This is a genomic window from Serratia sp. 4542, assembly GCF_016805595.1.
Lineage (GTDB): Bacteria > Pseudomonadota > Gammaproteobacteria > Enterobacterales > Enterobacteriaceae > Serratia > Serratia nevei.
Genome location: NZ_RXKV01000004.1, coordinates 90734 through 106143 on the forward strand (window position 1 = coordinate 90734; position 15410 = coordinate 106143).

The 15410-nt window shown below is 54.8% G+C and carries 17 protein-coding genes; 5 read left to right on the forward strand and 12 right to left on the reverse strand.

The features are described from left to right. Window positions 1-5 precede the first annotated feature (5 nt). Window positions 6-710: a GNAT family N-acetyltransferase gene (locus EKL15_RS04290; protein ID WP_089185863.1), complete on the forward strand. Its 705-nt coding sequence runs from the start codon at window positions 6-8 to the stop codon at window positions 708-710. 48 nt (window positions 711-758) lie between these two features. Here the strand turns inward: EKL15_RS04290 and purB are convergent, their stop codons facing one another. Together purB and hflD are read right to left on the reverse strand one after the other, a co-directional pair. Beyond that, complete coding sequence (purB, locus tag EKL15_RS04295) at window positions 759-2129, reverse strand: adenylosuccinate lyase (protein WP_033638215.1); 1371 nt, start codon at window positions 2127-2129, stop codon at window positions 759-761. Between the two features lie 22 nt (window positions 2130-2151). Next, window positions 2152-2778 carry a high frequency lysogenization protein HflD gene (gene hflD / locus EKL15_RS04300; RefSeq protein WP_087763547.1) on the reverse strand — a complete coding sequence of 209 codons (627 nt, stop codon included), beginning with the start codon at window positions 2776-2778 and terminating at the stop codon, window positions 2152-2154. Between the two features lie 331 nt (window positions 2779-3109). On the opposite strand from hflD, the gene kup reads away from it, so the two are divergent. Then, complete coding sequence (kup, locus tag EKL15_RS04305) at window positions 3110-4978, forward strand: low affinity potassium transporter Kup (protein WP_159317925.1); 1869 nt, start codon at window positions 3110-3112, stop codon at window positions 4976-4978. A gap of 48 nt (window positions 4979-5026) precedes the next feature. Here the strand turns inward: kup and mnmA are convergent, their stop codons facing one another. The 4 genes from mnmA to rluE form a co-directional block, all read right to left on the reverse strand. After that, the gene (gene mnmA / locus EKL15_RS04310; RefSeq protein WP_203088867.1) at window positions 5027-6127 is read right to left on the reverse strand and encodes a tRNA 2-thiouridine(34) synthase MnmA; all 1101 of its coding nucleotides are present in this window, start codon (window positions 6125-6127) and stop codon (window positions 5027-5029) included. Window positions 6128-6233: 106 nt separating this feature from the next. Next, complete coding sequence (locus EKL15_RS04315; RefSeq protein WP_060659631.1) at window positions 6234-6680, reverse strand: NUDIX hydrolase; 447 nt, start codon at window positions 6678-6680, stop codon at window positions 6234-6236. 14 nt (window positions 6681-6694) lie between these two features. After that, on the reverse strand, window positions 6695-7033 hold the full coding sequence (locus EKL15_RS04320) for a lysozyme inhibitor LprI family protein (protein ID WP_060440157.1): 339 nt from the start codon (window positions 7031-7033) through the stop codon (window positions 6695-6697). Window positions 7034-7055: 22 nt separating this feature from the next. Continuing rightward, window positions 7056-7682, reverse strand: coding sequence for a 23S rRNA pseudouridine(2457) synthase RluE (rluE, locus tag EKL15_RS04325; RefSeq protein ID WP_203088869.1), 627 nt, complete (start codon window positions 7680-7682; stop codon window positions 7056-7058). Window positions 7683-7813: 131 nt separating this feature from the next. On the opposite strand from rluE, the gene icd reads away from it, so the two are divergent. The 3 genes from icd (at window position 7814) to EKL15_RS04340 (ending at window position 11424) form a co-directional block, all read left to right on the forward strand. Further along, window positions 7814-9067, forward strand: a complete 1254-nt coding sequence (gene icd / locus EKL15_RS04330; RefSeq protein ID WP_015377612.1) for an NADP-dependent isocitrate dehydrogenase — start codon at window positions 7814-7816, stop codon at window positions 9065-9067. A 358-nt stretch (window positions 9068-9425) separates the two neighbouring features. Then, window positions 9426-10724, forward strand: a complete 1299-nt coding sequence (locus EKL15_RS04335) for an ATP/GTP-binding protein (RefSeq protein WP_203088871.1) — start codon at window positions 9426-9428, stop codon at window positions 10722-10724. 10 nt (window positions 10725-10734) lie between these two features. Further along, a complete protein-coding gene (locus EKL15_RS04340) occupies window positions 10735-11424 on the forward strand; it encodes an RloB family protein (protein WP_203088873.1) in 690 nt (229 codons plus the stop codon). 50 nt (window positions 11425-11474) lie between these two features. On the opposite strand, the gene EKL15_RS04345 is transcribed toward EKL15_RS04340, so the two are convergent. The 6 genes from EKL15_RS04345 to EKL15_RS04370 all read right to left on the reverse strand — a co-directional run bounded on the left by EKL15_RS04345 (window position 11475) and on the right by EKL15_RS04370 (window position 15408). Then, complete coding sequence (locus EKL15_RS04345) at window positions 11475-12599, reverse strand: phage integrase Arm DNA-binding domain-containing protein (RefSeq protein WP_203088875.1); 1125 nt, start codon at window positions 12597-12599, stop codon at window positions 11475-11477. After that, entirely contained in the window at window positions 12580-12825 is a 246-nt protein-coding gene (locus EKL15_RS04350; protein ID WP_203088877.1) for an excisionase, read from the reverse strand. The genes EKL15_RS04345 and EKL15_RS04350 overlap by 20 nt, the downstream gene beginning before the upstream one ends. A gap of 36 nt (window positions 12826-12861) precedes the next feature. Further along, window positions 12862-13227, reverse strand: coding sequence for a hypothetical protein (locus EKL15_RS04355; RefSeq protein WP_203088879.1), 366 nt, complete (start codon window positions 13225-13227; stop codon window positions 12862-12864). Further along, entirely contained in the window at window positions 13214-14065 is an 852-nt protein-coding gene (locus EKL15_RS04360) for a DNA cytosine methyltransferase (RefSeq protein WP_203088881.1), read from the reverse strand. The genes EKL15_RS04355 and EKL15_RS04360 overlap by 14 nt, the downstream gene beginning before the upstream one ends. 129 nt (window positions 14066-14194) lie before the next feature. After that, window positions 14195-14626, reverse strand: a complete 432-nt coding sequence (locus tag EKL15_RS04365) for a hypothetical protein (protein ID WP_203088883.1) — start codon at window positions 14624-14626, stop codon at window positions 14195-14197. After that, window positions 14623-15408, reverse strand: a complete 786-nt coding sequence (locus EKL15_RS04370) for a hypothetical protein (protein ID WP_203088886.1) — start codon at window positions 15406-15408, stop codon at window positions 14623-14625. The genes EKL15_RS04365 and EKL15_RS04370 overlap by 4 nt, the downstream gene beginning before the upstream one ends. Window positions 15409-15410 lie beyond the last annotated feature (2 nt).

The following is a 15410-nucleotide window of genomic DNA, read 5'->3' on the forward strand; positions in this document are numbered from 1 at the left end:
CGTTTATGGCAATGAATCGTTATGGTCAGCCGGTCGGGGAACCGATGCCGGATTGGCAGCCGGCTCGCCGCCCGGGGGGCGCGACGCTCGGCGGGCGTTTCTGCTCGCTGGCGCCGCTCGAGCCGCAGCGGGATTACGCCGCGTTGTTCGAGGCGTTTCAACTGGCGCCGGACGGCCGCGACTGGACCTATCTGTCTATCGAACGGCCCGATACGCCGGCGGCGATGCTGCAACATCTGGAGACGCTGCAGGCCAACCCGGCGCTGGTCAATCTGACGGTGTTCGACGCCGCCAGCGACGCGCCGGTGGGCACGGTGGCGCTGATGCGCATCGACGAGGCCAACGGCGTGCTGGAGATCGGCCACGTCAGCTGGTCGCCGTTGATGAAACAGCGCTCCAGCGCCACCGAAGCCATCGCGCTGCTGCTGCGCTACGCCTTCGACACGCTGGGCTACCGCCGCTGCGAGTGGAAGTGCGACAGCCATAACGCGCCGTCGCGCCAGGCCGCGCTGCGCTTCGGTTTTCGCTACGAGGGCAACTTCCGCTTCGCGGTGATCGTCAAGGGGCGCAGCCGGGATACCGACTGGTTCGCCATCACCGCCGACCGTTGGCCGGCGGTGCGGCAGGCGCTGGCGCGCTGGCTGAGCGCGGACAACTTCGATGCACAGGGGCGGCAGATAACCAGGCTGCAGGTGTTGCGCGGCGAATGATAAGCAAAAAGGCGGCCCAGGGGCCGCCTTTTTATCGGGCTAAAGCGCTTACTTCAGCTCGTCGACCATGGTGGTGGCGCGGCCGATGTAGTTGGCCGGGGTCATCGCCTTCAGGCGGGTTTTCTCTTCTTCCGGCAGCGCCAGGCCATCGATGAACGCCTGCATGCCGGCGGCGTCCACGCGTTTGCCGCGGGTCAGCTCTTTCAGCTTCTCGTATGGCTTCTCGATACCGTAGCGGCGCATCACGGTCTGGATCGGCTCGGCCAGCACTTCCCAGTTGTGATCCAATTCGTCCAGCAGGTGCGCCTGATTCACTTCCAGCTTGCTGATGCCTTTCAGGGTGGCCTGATAGGCGATCAGCGCGTAGCCCAGGCCCACGCCCAGGTTACGCAGCACGGTGGAGTCGGTCAGGTCGCGCTGCCAGCGGGACACCGGCAGTTTACCCGCCAGGTGGCCCAGCACGGCGTTGGCCAGGCCCAGGTTGCCTTCGGAATTTTCGAAGTCGATCGGGTTGACCTTGTGCGGCATGGTGGAAGAGCCGATTTCGCCGGCGATGGTCTTCTGCTTGAAATGGTTCAGGGCGATGTAGCCCCAGATGTCGCGGTCGAAGTCGATCAGGATGGTGTTGAAACGCGCTACGCAGTCGAACAGCTCGGCGATGTAGTCATGCGGCTCGATCTGGGTGGTGTACGGGTTCCAGGTGATGCCGAGCGAGGTCACGAACGCTTCGCTGAACTGGTGCCAGTCCACTTCCGGGTAAGCGACGATGTGGGCGTTATAGTTGCCGACCGCGCCGTTGATTTTACCCATGATCTCCACGCGCTCCAGCTGACGGTACTGGCGCTCCATGCGGTAAGCCACGTTGGCGAACTCTTTGCCGACGGTCGACGGGGTCGCCGGCTGGCCGTGGGTGCGCGACAGCAGCGGGATATCGCGGTATTCCAGCGCCAACCCTTTCAGCGCGTCGATGATCTTGCGCCAGTAAGGCAGCACCACGTCCTGACGGGCGCTTTGCAGCATCAGCGCGTGCGACAGGTTGTTGATGTCTTCGGAGGTGCAGGCGAAGTGGATGAACTCGGACACCGCGTGCAGCGCAGGCACCGCCGCCACTTTTTCCTTCAGGAAATACTCGACCGCTTTCACGTCGTGGTTGGTGGTGCGCTCGATGGTTTTGATGCGCTGAGCGTCTTCTTCATTGAATTCCGCGACGATTTTGTCGAGGAAAGCGTTTGCGTCGGCGTCAAAAGCGGGAACTTCCTTGATTTCTGCGCAGGCCGCCAGTTTTTGCAGCCAACGTACTTCAACCTGTACGCGGAATTTCAGCAGACCGTATTCGCTGAAAATGGGGCGCAGTGCGCTGACTTTATCACCGTAGCGTCCATCAACGGGGGAAACGGCGGTCAGTGAGGATAATTCCATCGGTAGCAACTCCTGGGATCGATTAACAATGAGCAACGATATTTTGCGCCTGCTTGAACAGACGATTACGGGAAAACATTAACTGCAGGCGGCTGCCGCCGACCTGTTGCCACAGCACGGCGGCGCGAATGCCGGCCAGCAGCGTGGCGCGAACCTTGGCCTGCACCTGCGGGTTCTGCAAGATTGCCGGCGAGCCGGTCACCTGGATGCGCGGCCCGAGCGGGCTGACCACGTCGACGTAAATGCCGGCCAGCGCGCTGATGATGGTGTCCGACTCAAGATCGAAGTGCGCCAGCTGGCGCTCGAGCTGGCCGAGGCGTTCGCCGAGCGTGTTCATCGCCTGTTTGTTGGCGTTGAGCTTGCGCTCCAGCACCATCAGGCTGATGGTGTAGCGGGTCAGTTCCGCACCCAGCCCTTTGTTGTTGGCGTTAAGCACGCCCATCAGGGTTTCGAGGCCGACCATCAAATTGCGCTCTTCACCGCCGAACACCGCCAGCGTGGAGGGCGGGTCCATCTGCAGCAGGCTTTTCAGCGAGGTTTGAAAGGCTTCGCGGTTGCATTGCCCTTCATGGGCCAACTGCTGAACCAAACGCGCCGCCTGGCTGATACCTGCCATGGCCAGCGTGATGTCATAATAATTCTTCGCCACGATGACTCCTGTAAACGCGGTGAACGGTACATGGCTTACTGCATAAGGTTGCGTGTATCGCCAGGGTAACGGCGGCGGCCGCGAACGGGAACGATCGGGCGTGGCTGTAACAACGATGACAACGAATGCCGCGGATCATGCCACAAAATCGAGGGTAAACCCAGCGTCTAATACGCCCGTAACGAGGCGGAGGCGCCGTGCGGCGCAGAATTGTGCAAATAGGCGGCGAAAATCGCCGGCGTGGCGACGCGAACATATTGTTGCGGCGGCAAATAAAGTGCGGCGGCTGCATCTATACTGCCAACGTGAGCCCTCAAATAAAGACCTTTATATGCACGTAAAAAACAAGCAGCCGCTGCCGGCGGTGACGCTGGCGGCCATCGGCGTGGTGTACGGCGATATCGGCACCAGCCCGCTGTACACCCTGCGCGAATGCCTGACGGCAGAGGAGGGCATCACCATGACGCCGGCCTCGATCTACGGCTTTCTGTCGCTGATCTTCTGGCTGCTGACGCTGGTGGTGTCAATTAAATACATTTGTTTCGTGATGCGCGCCGACAACGACGGCGAGGGGGGGATCCTGACGCTGATGTCGCTGGCGATCCGCAACCTGGATGCGCGCTGGGTGCCGGCGGCGGTGCTGATCGGGCTGGTGGGCGGTAGCTTCTTTTATGGCGACGGGGTGATCACCCCGGCCATTTCGGTGCTCTCGGCCATCGAGGGGCTGCAGATTATCGCCCCCGAGCTGGACCGCTTTATCGTGCCGCTCTCGCTGCTGGTGCTGACCGCGCTGTTTGCGATCCAAAAACACGGCACCGGCAGCGTCGGCAAGCTGTTCGCGCCGGCGATGGTGATCTGGTTCCTGACGCTGGCGCTGCTGGGCATCGGCGGCATTTTGCATCACCCCGGCGTGCTGCGGGCGTTGAACCCTTACTGGGCGGTGAATTTTTTCCTCGAGTACAAGGCAGTATCGTTCTTTGCGCTGGGCATGGTGGTGCTGTCGGTGACCGGCGCCGAAGCGCTGTACGCCGATATGGGCCACTTCGGTAAAAAACCGATCCGCCTGGCGTGGTTTACCCTGGTGGCGCCGTCGCTGGTGCTGAACTACTTCGGCCAGGGGGCGCTGCTGCTGGCCAACCCGGCGGCGATCAACAACCCGTTCTTCCTGCTGGCGCCGACCTGGGCGCTGATCCCGTTGCTGGTGATCGCCACGCTGGCGACGGTCATCGCCTCGCAGGCGGTGATCTCCGGCGTGTTCTCGCTGACGCGTCAGGCGGTGCGGCTGGGCTACCTGCCGCCGATGCGCATCATTTATACCTCCGATCAGGAGTCCGGGCAGATTTACATTCCGGTGGTGAACTGGCTGCTGTTCGCGGCGGTACTGATCGTGATTATCAGCTTCAAACACTCCAGCAACCTCGCCTCGGCTTACGGCATCGTGGTGACCGGCACTATGCTGCTGTCGTCGATTTTGCTGAGCATCGTGGCGGTGAAAAACTGGGGTTGGCCGCGCTATCTGGGCGGGCTGATGCTGGTTGTCATGTTGTGCATCGACGTGCCGCTGTTCGGCGCCAACCTGATTAAGCTGGCGACCGGCGGCTGGCTGCCGGTGGCGCTCGGGCTGACCATTCTGCTGATCATGCTGACCTGGAAGACCGAACGTTCGCGCCTGATCCGCAGGCTGCGCGACAATCAGGAGGGGCTGACCGCGCTGATCGAGTCGCTGGAGAAGGCGCCACCGAAGCGGGTGCCGGGCACCGCCGTGTTTATGGAGCGCACGCCGCACGCGGTGCCGCTGGTGCTGTTGCACAACCTGAAGCACAACAAGGTGCTGCATGAGCGCGTGGTGCTGCTGACCATCGTCACCACCGACATGCCGTACGTGCACAACGTGCAGCGGGTGGCGATCGAACAGCTGTCGGCGAGCTTTTGGCGGGTGGTGGCGAGCTACGGCTGGCGCGAAACGCCCAACGTGACGGACATTCTGTACCGTTGTGGGCTGGAAGGGATGAGCTTCACCATGAACGAGACCTCGTTCTTCATGTCGCGCGATACGCTGGTGCTGGGCAAGCGGCCCTGGTATTTGCGCATTCGCGGCAAGGTGTTCCAGCTGTTGCAGCGCAACGCGCTACGGGCGCCGGACCTGTTCGAAATCCCGCCAAACCGGGTGATCGAGCTGGGGGCGCAGGTGGAGTTCTGAATAAAAAAAACGCTGCGGTAAACGCAGCGTTTTTCTTTTGCCGGGTAGTTACGCCAGGCGCTGTTCGATGATGCCGCCGCCGAGGCAGATTTCGCCCTGGTAGAACACCGCCGACTGGCCGGGGGTGACGGCGGAGACCGGCTCGTCGAAACGCACTTCGATGCGTTCATCGTCGAGCGGGGTCACGGTGCAAGGGATATCCTGCTGGCGATAGCGGGTCTTCACCGTGCAGCGGAACGGGCCGCTCAGCGGCAGGCGATCCACCCAGTGCAGCTGCTGCGCGATAAGGCCGATGGACATCAGGCGCGGATGATCGTGCCCCTGCGCGACCACCAGCACGTTGTTGGCCACGTCTTTATCGACCACGTACCACGGATCTTCGCTGCTGTCTTTCATGCCGCCGATGCCCAGCCCTTTGCGCTGGCCCAGGGTGTGATACATCAGGCCCTGGTGTTCGCCGACGGTCTGGCCGTCAACGCTGACGATCGGGCCCGGCTGGGCCGGCAGGTAGCGGCCGAGGAAGTCGCGGAACTTGCGCTCGCCGATAAAGCAGATGCCGGTAGAATCTTTCTTCTTGGCGGTGACCAGCTCCAGCTGCTCGGCGATGCGGCGCACCTCCGGCTTCTCGAGCTCCCCGACCGGGAACAGGCTTTGCGCCACCTGCTCGTGGCTCAGGGTGTAGAGGAAGTAGCTCTGATCTTTGTTGCCGTCGACGCCGCGCAGCAGGCGGCTCTTGCCGTCCACGTCCTGGCGGCGCACGTAGTGGCCGGTGGCGATAAAATCGGCCCCCAGATCTTCGGCGGCGAACTCCAGGAAGGCTTTGAATTTGATCTCTTTATTGCACAGGATGTCCGGGTTCGGCGTGCGGCCGGCCTTGTACTCTTCCAGGAACAGCTCAAACACGTTGTCCCAGTATTCCGCCGCAAAGTTCACCGTGTGCAGTTCGATGCCCAGCTTGTCGCAGACCGCTTGCGCGTCGGCCAGATCGGTCGCGGCGGAGCAGTACTCTTCGTCGTCGTCTTCTTCCCAGTTCTTCATGAACAGCCCAGCGACCTGATAGCCCTGTTGCTGTAACAGATAGGCGGTAACGGAAGAGTCGACGCCGCCGGACATACCGACGATTACTTTTTTCTGGCTGTTGTCTGACATGGGGATCTCACGAACTTGAACACGAACCGTGCTGATAAAAACAAGCGCAGGATTTTACCACGTTGGCCGCGCCGGCGCACTGTTCATCTTGTGCTGCCCGGCGCCCTTAAAACGGCCAGGCGAAGCTGCCGATCAGCGACAGCGGGTAGCGCTCCGGCTGCTGGTAGCTGCGAATGCTCTCCGCCACCAGCGCGGAACGCAGGTTGGGCGCCTGCAGAATCTCGTCGGCGCTCAGCCACAGGCAGCGATCGATGTCGCTGTCGTGCGGCTCGGTCGGCAGCGGCTGCTCCAGCTCGATAACGAAGCAAAAACGCAGGAACGGCGTGCGATCCGGCGCGATCCACTGGTGCAGGCGCAGGAACGCCTGCGGCGTGGCGCGGATGCCGGTCTCTTCCCACAGCTCGCGCTCGGCAGCCTGCACCAGCGTCTCGTCGGCCTCCAGGTGGCCGGCCGGCTGATTCCACAGCGCTTTGCCGTTGATGGTCTCTTCGACCACCAAAAATTTGCCGGCGGCGTGCACTACGCAGGCCACGGTGACGTGCGGTTTGAACATGCGCTCTCCTTTCCTTACAGCGGTTTGTCGATACGCCGGTAGATGTCGTCCAGCTCGGCGATGCGGGTGCGGTAGCTTTGCAGCAGGCAGGCGGTATCGCCGCCGCACCGCTGGCGTTTTGTCAGCCAGGCCTGCTGGCTGTCCTGCATCGCGCCGCGCGCGCCCATGGCGAACAGGCCGCGCAGGAATTGGTATTTGGTGGCCATTTGCACGTCCAGATCGTTCAGCGTGCGGTTGGCGCAGATGGCTTGCTCATCGCGGTTTGCCGCCTTGGCGCAGTCGAAGCTGGCGGCCTGGGTGGCGAACGGGGCCGCCAGAGCGGCGAGCAGCAGCGCGATCGGCGTGTATTTCATGGCGCCTCCATCAGTTATCGGTCTACAGGGAATCGATGCTTTTCCATTCACCAGGCTGCAGTGAACCCAGCGAAAGATTACCCATACTGTAGCGAATCAGGCGCAGGGTAGGGAACCCGATATGCGCCGTCATGCGACGCACCTGGCGGTTTCGCCCTTCATACAGGGTGATTTTCAGCCAGCTGGTGGGGATGGATTTACGTTCGCGGATCGGTGGGTTGCGCGGCCACAGCCACTGCGGCTCGGCCACCAGCTCCACCCCGGCGGGCAGCGTGGGGCCGTCTTTCAGCGTGACGCCGCTGCGCAATGGCGCCAGATCGCTCTCCTGCGGCGCGCCCTCGACCTGCACATAATAGATTTTGCTGGTGCGCTTCCCCGGCTGGGTGAGCTGCGCCTGCAGCTGGCCGTCGTTGGTCAGCACCAGCAGCCCTTCGCTGTCGCGATCCAGGCGCCCGGCGGCGTAAACGTCGGGGAAGGGGATGTACGCTTTCAGCGTGGCGCGGCCGGCTTCGTCGGTGAACTGCGGCAACACGTCGAAGGGCTTGTTGAATAACACAATTCGGCGCGGCCCTTTCGGCGCGGCGGGTTTGGCGGCATTCGGCTTGCTGAATCGTTTAACGTTGTGATTTCTAACAGAGAATTTTTTCATAACAGTTGAGATTACGGATGATAAGCGCATTATAACCGAATCCGTTTCGGATTGGCGCGGACCGAATATTCAAGTAGTATCTACACGCATCTTACAAAGCATTAACAAAATTGCGCTTGAAGGAGAGGTTGATGGAAAGCAAAGTAGTTGTTCCGGCAGAAGGTAAAAAAATCACGGTTGACGCCCAGGGTAAACTGGTTGTTCCTCATAACCCGATCATCCCGTTCATCGAAGGCGACGGCATCGGCGTTGACGTGACTCCTGCCATGATCCACGTGGTTGATGCGGCCGTTAAAAAGGCTTACCACGGCGAACGTAAAATCTCCTGGATGGAAATCTACACCGGCGAAAAATCTACCCACGTTTACGGTAAAGACGTGTGGTTGCCGGACGAAACTCTGGACCTGATCCGCGACTACCGCGTCGCCATCAAAGGCCCCCTGACCACCCCGGTCGGCGGCGGCATCCGTTCTCTGAACGTGGCCCTGCGCCAGCAGCTGGACCTGTACGTGTGCCTGCGCCCGGTGCGTTACTACCAGGGCACCCCAAGCCCGGTGAAACAGCCTGAGCTGACCGACATGGTGATCTTCCGCGAAAACGCCGAAGACATCTACGCCGGCATCGAGTGGAAAGCCGGCTCCGCCGAAGCGGACAAAGTGATCAAATTCCTGCGCGACGAAATGGGCGTGAAGAAAATCCGCTTCCCAGAGCAGTGCGGTATCGGCGTGAAGCCATGCTCCGAAGAAGGGACCAAGCGTCTGGTGCGTGCGGCGATCGAATACGCCATCACCAACGACCGTGACTCCGTGACCCTGGTTCACAAAGGCAACATCATGAAGTTCACCGAAGGTGCCTTCAAGGATTGGGGCTATGAGCTGGCGCGCGAAGAGTTCGGCGGCGAGCTGATCGACGGCGGCCCATGGCTGAAGATCAAGAACCCGAACACCGGCAAAGAGATCGTGGTTAAAGACGTGATCGCCGACGCCTTCCTGCAGCAGATCCTGCTGCGCCCGGCGGAATACGACGTAATCGCCTGTATGAACCTGAACGGCGACTACATCTCCGACGCCCTGGCGGCCCAGGTCGGCGGCATCGGCATCGCGCCGGGCGCCAACATCGGCTCCGACTGCGCGCTGTTCGAAGCGACTCACGGTACTGCGCCGAAGTACGCCGGCCAGGACAAAGTGAACCCAGGCTCCATCATCCTGTCTGCAGAGATGATGCTGCGTCACATGGGCTGGTTCGAAGCGGCTGACCTGATTGTTAAGGGCATGGAAGGCGCAATTGCCGCCAAGACCGTGACCTACGACTTCGAACGCTTGATGGAAGGCGCTAAGTTGCTGAAATGCTCAGAGTTTGGCGACGCCATCGTTAAGCACATGTAAGTGTCTTTTGCGTTGAATGATAACGGGAACCTGATGGTTCCCGTTTTTATTATTCAAATTGCAACCTTTATCAAAGTTTTATCAAAACAAGTTATCAAAACAATGTGATAGATGAAGGGTTGGTTAGGTGATGTTATCCAAATGTTACCATTATTGCTAATGTGGATAATACTGCTTGCAGAGTGCTTGTTGCTGATTTATTTCTTTAAAAATCAATTGATTATTTTTTATGAGCGACATTGGTTGTATGACCCATAGAACAATTTCAATTCAGATTACTCCATTTGCAGAGCATAGGTTATGCTGGTAATCTATAACTAAGAAAAAAACGGATTTTCCGTAAAAAATGGAGGCGAAAATGCTGATTGAATTCTCCGTAGATAACTACAAAGTATTCAACTCATTACAAACTTTATCGATGCTTGCAAAAAAATCGTATAAAGAACATTTGGATACGACTATGGTCCCTAGTAATTTCGATGATCTATTGGTAAATAAGTCAGCAATCATCTACGGGGCAAATGGCGCAGGGAAATCGAGCTTAGTTGAAGCATTGGATCATTTGCAGTCTCTTGTATTGTTTGGTTTTGCTTCACCAAACCGCAAACACGAAGAGCAAGATAGCTTTGCAAATAGGCAGTTGCCAATTTTTAGATTCGATGATGAAGCTAAAGAGAGACCTACAACGTTTGATATTGTTTTTATTGCCGACAATGAAGAACGGTATAATTATCACATTTCAGTAGGAAAGGATAAAATTGAGCGTGAGGCGCTTTGGTCTTACTCCAAAAAAGGAGTTAGGGCAAAAACTATCTTTACGAGATTAAATGAAAAAGATAGGGATTCATTTACTTATTATTGTCCGTCTCTTGATATAGATAGCAGAACTTATGATGTAGCTGTTGATAAAGCGAAAGCTAGCCCGAGATCTCCGTTTTTATCAATTCTTTCTGCATACGAAGTTGAACAAATTAAACCAGTGGTTAATTGGTTCTCCAATAATTTAAGTATCACCTGTAATAAACATGATAATATATTTCGTAGTGCTTCAAGAAATATGTTCTTGGAGGATATCGCATCAAATAATAATGAGGTGAAAAGTAATGTATTGGATTTCTTGAAGGAATTCGATTTCTCTATTACTGATCTGATTGTAAAAAAACTGGATATGGATATACCTGAAAGTCTTCCTGATGAAGTTAAAAAAATATTCTTAAGTGACATAGGTTACAGTGTTCACGTAGAACAAACGACAGGATCTGGTAAAAAGAGCATAATTCATTATGATAATTTGTCATCAGGAACGAAGAAGTTAATAGATATTTCAGCTTTCTTTTTGGACTTTTTCAGTCAAGAGAAAAACGTACTTGTTTTTGATGAGTTTGAGACCTCGCTACATCCATATCTTGTAAGGAAAATCTTTCAAAATATTGTGAAAAATAAAAAAACTACCCATCAAATTATTTTAACTACTCATTCTACTGTGTTATTAGATACGGATGATCTTGTAAGAAGGGATCAGATCTGGTTCCTTGAGAAAAGTTCTGAATTGGATACGGAATTATATCCTCTAAGTGATTTTTCACCGAAAAAAGAAGATTCAATTATTAAAGGTTGGAACTCGGGACGATTTGGTGGTGTACCGTTTTTAGGTTGAGGATAGGGATATGTCTAAAGCTAAAGCTGAATTGTTCAAACCCCCAGCATTAAAAGCTAGGGAGTCTAGAACAATAAAAAGCGCAAGGAAAAAAACGCTGATTGTTTGTGAAGGAACTGTCACCGAACCGAGCTATTTTAAGGATATGGTGAAAGATTTAAAAATATCTAATATGGATGTGGTTATAGAGCCAGGTAAGCACTCTAATCCTACGGCTGTTGTTCAAACTGCAATTGATTTATATGAAAATGACAAGACTTTTGAACTAATATATTGCTTGATCGATACGGATGAATTTGGTAGGCAAATTGCTGACGCAGATAGAAAACTACGGGAGCATACCTTTTCTCGCCGTAAGAAGACTGAGGTTGGGGATAAATTCCCTACTGCGAAAATTCTGCGTTCTAATCCGTGTATTGAGGTTTGGTTTCTTCTGCATTTTGTTAACCTTAGACGAACATTTGTCAAAAATAAAAAATCCGCAGCGATTAACTGCAAAGAACACTTGAAAAAAATGTACATCCAAGATTATAACGAAAGGTACGAGGGGTTGTATATGAAAATTAAAAATCTTGGTAGTAATGCAGTTAAAAATTCTGAATCATTGAAAGCATGGGTAGCTGAGGAGAAAATATTAAATCCGTGGACTCAGATTGATGAGTTATATTTAAAGTTGCAAGATTTGTCTTTTAAAAAATAATGTCATTTTAGTATGTAGTGCAGCAATTTAATTGCTGCACTAGGTTAATGCTATTCTATTATTATCCAGTTTTTTCCACGATCATCATTGTAATATTCTGTCATGTTGAGATTTTTATGACCAAGTAACTTTTTTGTATTGACACCTTGTTTTCTATAAAGTCTTTCAGCTAGCGATCTTTGCTCATGAAAGGTTGCTGGGTTGCCGGAACCCCAATCAATATCAGTTTTATCTCTGGCTTTGCTAAAGTTGGTTGTCAATGTATTGCCAGGCACTTTGGTACCACGTTGGGCCATTGATGTCGAACGAAAGTAATGTACAAGAAACTTACTGACAGCATAATCTCGGCAACGCGAGATGACCTCACGTAAGCAAGTGTTCAAAGCATCGCAACGAAGGGAAAGAGGTAATGCCAATTTTGCACCAGTTTTCTCCTGTACAACATGTAAGTGGTCATCCCAAATATCGCTGAATTTCATTGCTGAAATATCACCCAAACGCTGTCCTGTAACCACAGCCAATAGCATCGCATTGCCCATGTATCGATGCTGTTTATCAGCAATGTCGAAAATCTTCTGCCATTCCTCTAAATTCAAACGCTGCCTGGTAATCTTCCTGCGTGGTTGCTTCGTTGCGAGTGCGGGATTGTAGCCAGGAGGAACTTCACCGACATGTTGAGCCTCTTTAAACACATCGATCAGCACTGAGCGAACAACCTGGCCCATACGTGGCTGTCCGGCGCCTGTGTAATCGTCTAACAACGAAGCGATATCTCTGGCATCAACCTCGGGCAAGGATTTCATTGCACATTTTTGGCGTAGAAGGTCCACAGGTTTACGTTTTTGTTTAAATGTATTGGGCTTGATATCACCGGTGCTCAGGCGTTCCTCCTGTATTTTCCAGTAGCGGTCGAGCCAGGTACTGACAGTTATATCTTTACCCTTAATTTGTGCCACTCGATCGCTAAGTGCTAGGATCTGCCGGCTACGTTGCTCCGCTAGTCGGCTATTAGCTTCTATCGCAATCTCACGAGCTTCCTGCTCATTGTCACCAAGAGCATGGTACTTCCCTGTAACCGGATGACGGTATCGCCAGTAGACCTTATTGGCCTTGCGGCTAAATAGGGGATACAGGTTAGGAATATCAACATTGTTCTTACGCGGTCGGGCTGCCATCGTTCAATATCCTTCGAAGCTTCGGATTATCGTTGTGCTTAATGATCGGAGTGGTGAGTGGGCCAACTAGCTCAGCATCTTCTCGCACGCGCCACAACTTGCCTTCTTTACGTGCGGGCGGGGCGAAGTGCCCCTCTTTAGCGCAACGCCGCAAGGTATTAAGAGAGGGCGGTTTGCTGCGGTATCGCTCCGCAGCCCATTCTTCAAGTGTCAACATCTGTAACATCAAGTACCTCCACACATCACCCGCCGCATTCGGGCATTAATTCAATCGTGACATGTCACACGCTGTTAATTTGGTTTCATGCCATCCGTAGGTTTGCCAGCACTCAGAATCACCAAGGAAATAACAACCTGCTGGGTCACCAGGTAGTTTGTCTTTGCATTTCCCGCAGCACCGTTTATTCCGTGCCGACAGCTGCTTTTTTAATTCGGCGTTATCCTTCCTGATCAGCATGGTGATGTATTCATCCAGGTCGTATGGTTCGCGTTGTGGCCGGCGAGCTGCACAATTCTCTCGTAACATCTCAGCCTCTTGCTGATCTAGCTTGATTTCGACAGGGACAATACCGGCCAGTCGCTGGCGCTCCCGTTGGGCTGCTTTACGCTCTGCATTAGTCTTCGCCATTGATGATCTCCATATATGCATTTATGAAGGTTTGCGCAGCTTCCGCATTGATGGCATTGCCATAGGCGCGCAGTCGTCCCACTCTTGCGGTAATCCCATTAACCAACGGGAATGAGCCGGGTCTAACTGGCCGCCACTTTCCATCCCTGCAGAAAAGCCAGTCAGCATCTCGCCAGAAACCATTAGTCTGGCTTGGGTTCTGGCTCCGTAGGCAGGCCTTGCTGCCTTTTCCCCATCTAATGCCTTCGGCTCTGGCCATTCTGTCAACCACGCCACTCGTCCCAGCAATGAGTTCAGTGGAACATTCAGGCATTCTTTTCCGTCCTTCCAGTCCCTCGTGGTAGGTGTTGGCCACCCAGTATGCGCGGTCACGGATGTGCGGAGAACCGACGCCCGCAGACGGGAACGGGACAATCCCGAAGGCGTAGTCCATTGCTTCCAGGTCAGCTTGTACAAGGTCGAACCAAGCATTTGCGTTGCCGCTTGCAACTTGCTCGCCAAAGACGTGCTTAGGTCGGTACTCGCTAATGAGCCAATGGAAGTGTGGCCACAGGTGCCGCTCGTCAGCAAACCCATCGCCTTTGCCTGCCGCGCTGAAAGGCTGGCACGGGCAAGAACCTGTCCAGACGGGTTTATCGTCAGGCCATCCTGCGTTGCGCAAGGCATATGACCAGACTCCGATTCCAGCGAAGAAATGGCATTGAGTGTAGTTTCGTAGGTCATCAGGTTTCACATCCTCGATCGAGCGTTCATCAACATCACCTGGCGCGATATGGCCGGCGGCTATCAGGTTGCGCAGCCACTCTGCAGCGTATGGATCGATTTCGTTGTAGGTCATCAGGTTTCACATCCTCGATCGAGCGTTCATCAACATCACCTGGCGCGATATGGCCGGCGGCTATCAGGTTGCGCAGCCACTCTGCAGCGTATGGATCGATTTCGTTGTAGTAGGCCACTGGGCGCTCTTTCATTTGGCCTCCCGCAGATTCTTAGCGAATGAGCGAGCGTCATCCGCATAGCTGGAAGCGACAGTATGCTTTGGTTCTGCCGGATTTGATTCTGAGGCGATTTGGTCAAGGTCTGATGCGTACTTCTCCACTCCCTGCGCCTGGATAGCTGCAAGTGCTGCGCCTACCTCTTCAACAATGTCGTCAAGGTAAGCGTGCCAGTTGCTCCACTCTGGAAGCTCTCCGGTCACGGTCTTGTATATTGAGGCCAGCGCAATTCGTGCAGCATCGCGTTCCACAGCCAGCGCATCGCGCTCAGCCTCGAGCGCGCTCACCACCTGCTGGTGGGCATCAAACCGAACTAATTCACCATGCTCAGCTTCACGCGCGAAAGCTTCAAACCGAACCGCATGCATTTTGTAGTCAGGGGTAAACCGTTTGATGGTTGTCATTCGTCGTCTCCCAACACCCAGCGGAGTGCCTGAGCGTAATCACCGCTCGCACCTTCCAAGGCTTTTGTGATTTCTTTTCGGGACTTCATGCGGGGTTTGGCATCACCGATCACCTGGCGCTGCCGGCGTGCCTTTTCATGGCCTTTGGTGCCGGCGGTTGCCGCTTCAACCTCTTTCACTTTTTCGCGCTGTTCGTCGGGTGTGAGGTTCGCCAGCAGGCGCGCCTGGGTAACGGTAATGTCGCCAGATTCAACCGCATCTTTAACGGCCTGAGTGGCATCGAGTAGGGCGAGTGTGGCGCGGATCGTCTGCACACCGACGCCAAACATCAGCGCTAAATCTTTTTCGTCGTGGCCCCGCGTAAGCGCATCAGCCATTTTCTTGGCGCGGCCAAGTGGCGTGTCTGCCTGAAAGATTTCATTGGCACTAATCATCACTTCAGCAACGCTAAACGGCGATCCGCGCCTGACCACTGCCGGCACCAGAAGAGGTTTTTTGCCTTCTTCCCGCAGACGTTTATTTGCTTCGAGGGTGTTTTTAACCCGCTGGCGACCTTCAACTACGCATGAGCGGCCTGTTTCTGGGTCTTTCCAGATAATGATCGGTTCCAGCACCCCCAACTTCATGATGCTAAGCACAGTCGGTTCATGGAGAGGGAGGTGGATGCGTTCGTCGTAAAGCGGGTGCGTTTTATCAGACACCAGGTGCAGATTTTCCGGCTCGAACATCAACACGTTGGTTTTACCGCTGGCGCCGTAGGCTTCCGTTGAGTTTTTGGCCATGC

Coding starts and splice junctions, on each gene's coding strand:
- rluE (WP_203088869.1), bottom strand. CDS start 7,682: ATGAAAAAATTCTCTGTTAGAAATCACAACGTTAAACGATTCAGCAAG.
- EKL15_RS04350 (WP_203088877.1), bottom strand. CDS start 12,825: ATGTTACAGATGTTGACACTTGAAGAATGGGCTGCGGAGCGATACCGC.
- EKL15_RS04315 (WP_060659631.1), bottom strand. CDS start 6,680: ATGTTCAAACCGCACGTCACCGTGGCCTGCGTAGTGCACGCCGCCGGC.
- EKL15_RS04365 (WP_203088883.1), bottom strand. CDS start 14,626: ATGACAACCATCAAACGGTTTACCCCTGACTACAAAATGCATGCGGTT.
- EKL15_RS04360 (WP_203088881.1), bottom strand. CDS start 14,065: ATGACCTACAACGAAATCGATCCATACGCTGCAGAGTGGCTGCGCAAC.
- mnmA (WP_203088867.1), bottom strand. CDS start 6,127: ATGTCAGACAACAGCCAGAAAAAAGTAATCGTCGGTATGTCCGGCGGC.
- EKL15_RS04290 (WP_089185863.1), top strand. CDS start 6: ATGGCAATGAATCGTTATGGTCAGCCGGTCGGGGAACCGATGCCGGAT.
- icd (WP_015377612.1), top strand. CDS start 7,814: ATGGAAAGCAAAGTAGTTGTTCCGGCAGAAGGTAAAAAAATCACGGTT.
- purB (WP_033638215.1), bottom strand. CDS start 2,129: ATGGAATTATCCTCACTGACCGCCGTTTCCCCCGTTGATGGACGCTAC.
- kup (WP_159317925.1), top strand. CDS start 3,110: ATGCACGTAAAAAACAAGCAGCCGCTGCCGGCGGTGACGCTGGCGGCC.
- EKL15_RS04370 (WP_203088886.1), bottom strand. CDS start 15,408: ATGGCCAAAAACTCAACGGAAGCCTACGGCGCCAGCGGTAAAACCAAC.
- EKL15_RS04340 (WP_203088873.1), top strand. CDS start 10,735: ATGTCTAAAGCTAAAGCTGAATTGTTCAAACCCCCAGCATTAAAAGCT.
- EKL15_RS04345 (WP_203088875.1), bottom strand. CDS start 12,599: ATGGCAGCCCGACCGCGTAAGAACAATGTTGATATTCCTAACCTGTAT.
- EKL15_RS04335 (WP_203088871.1), top strand. CDS start 9,426: ATGCTGATTGAATTCTCCGTAGATAACTACAAAGTATTCAACTCATTA.
- EKL15_RS04355 (WP_203088879.1), bottom strand. CDS start 13,227: ATGGCGAAGACTAATGCAGAGCGTAAAGCAGCCCAACGGGAGCGCCAG.
- EKL15_RS04320 (WP_060440157.1), bottom strand. CDS start 7,033: ATGAAATACACGCCGATCGCGCTGCTGCTCGCCGCTCTGGCGGCCCCG.